1 rRNA gene is annotated in these 2066 nt (G+C 57.1%); it reads left to right on the forward strand.

What is annotated here, in order from left to right:
- Positions 1-2066, forward strand: a 23S ribosomal RNA gene (locus ABZ444_RS51360); the annotation flags it as partial.

The following is a 2066-nucleotide window of genomic DNA, read 5'->3' on the forward strand; positions in this document are numbered from 1 at the left end:
GGCAGTGAGACTGCGGGCGATAAGGTTCGTAGTCGAGAGGGAAACAGCCCAGATCACCGACTAAGGCCCCTAAGCGTGTGCTAAGTGGGAAAGGATGTGGAGTCGCAGAGACAACCAGGAGGTTGGCTTAGAAGCAGCCACCCTTGAAAGAGTGCGTAATAGCTCACTGGTCAAGTGATTCTGCGCCGACAATGTAGCGGGGCTCAAGCACACCGCCGAAGTCGTGGCATTCAGCGCCTTGTGTGCTGGATGGGTAGGGGAGCGTCGTGCAGCCGGCGAAGCAGCAGAGTGATCTAGTTGTGGAGGCTGTGCGAGTGAGAATGCAGGCATGAGTAGCGAATCGAGGGTGAGAAACCCTCGCGCCGGATGACCAAGGGTTCCTGGGGCAGGCTAATCCGCCCAGGGTAAGTCGGGACCTAAGGCGAGGCCGACAGGCGTAGTCGATGGACAACGGGTTGATATTCCCGTACCCGCTTTAACGCGCCCATATCGAACCTCGTGATGCTAAGAGTCCTTAACTCGCCTAAAGCCTTCGGGCTTGGGGTCAGAGTGAACGCTCGATCCGATCGGGTAGTAGGTAAGCGATGGGGTGACGCAGGAAGGTAGTCCAGCCCAGGCGATGGTTGTCCTGGGGTAAGCATGTAGGGCGGAACGTAGGCAAATCCGCGTTCCATATAGCCTGAGATGTGATGCCGAGCCGATTGTGGTGAAGTGGATGATCCTATGCTGCCGAGAAAAGCCTCTAGCGAGTGTTGTGGCGGCCCGTACCCTAAACCGACTCAGGTGGTCAGGTAGAGAATACTAAGGCGATCGGGTGAACTGTGGTTAAGGAACTCGGCAAATTGCCCCCGTAACTTCGGGAGAAGGGGGACCTCTGCTGGTGATGAGTCTTGCACTCGGAGCTGGTGGGGGTCGCAGTGGCCAGGGGGAAGCGACTGTTTACTAAAAACACAGGTCCGTGCGAAGTCGTAAGACGATGTATACGGACTGACGCCTGCCCGGTGCCGGAACGTTAAGGGGACCGCTTAGTTGTGGTGACACAGCGAAGGTGAGAACTTAAGCGCCGGTAAACGGCGGTGGTAACTATAACCATCCTAAGGTAGCGAAATTCCTTGTCGGGTAAGTTCCGACCTGCACGAATGGCGTAACGACTTCCCCGCTGTCTCAACCGCAGACCCGGCGAAATTGCACTACGAGTAAAGATGCTCGTTACGCGCAGCAGGACGGAAAGACCCCGGGACCTTCACTACAGCTTGACATTGGCGTTTGGAGCGTCTTGTGTAGGATAGGTGGGAGACTGGGAAGCTCGGACGCTAGTTCGGGTGGAGTCATTGGTGAAATACCACTCTGGTCGTTTTGAACGTCTAACTCTGGTCCGTGATCCGGATCGAGGACAGTGTCTGGTGGGTAGTTTAACTGGGGCGGTTGCCTCCTAAAAGGTAACGGAGGCGCCCAAAGGTTCCCTCAGCCTGGTTGGCAATCAGGTGTTGAGTGTAAGTGCACAAGGGAGCTTGACTGTGAGACTGACGGGTCGAGCAGGAGCGAAAGCTGGGACTAGTGATCCGGCATCGGCGTGTGGAAGCGGTGTCGCTCAACGGCTAAAAGGTACCCCGGGGATAACAGGCTGATCTTCCCCAAGAGTCCATATCGACGGGATGGTTTGGCACCTCGATGTCGGCTCGTCGCATCCTGGGGCTGGAGTAGGTCCCAAGGGTTGGGCTGTTCGCCCATTAAAGCGGTACGCGAGCTGGGTTTAGAACGTCGCGAGACAGTTCGGTCCCTATCCGCTGCGCGCGCAGGAGACTTGAAAGGAGCTGTCCCTAGTACGAGAGGACCGGGACGGACGAACCTCTGGTGTGCCAGTTGTACCGCCAGGTGCACGGCTGGTTGGCTACGTTCGGAAGGGATAACCGCTGAAAGCATCTAAGCGGGAAGCTCGCCTTGAGATGAGGTCTCCCACCACGTGAGTGGGTAAGGCTCCCGGTAGACGACCGGGTTGATAGGCCGGAGGTGGAAGCACAGTAATGTGTGGAGCTGACCGGTACTAATAGGCCGAGGACTTGACC

The sequence above is a fragment of the Nonomuraea sp. NPDC005730 genome (genome assembly GCF_040630865.1).
Classification (GTDB): Bacteria; Actinomycetota; Actinomycetes; order Streptosporangiales; family Streptosporangiaceae; genus Nonomuraea.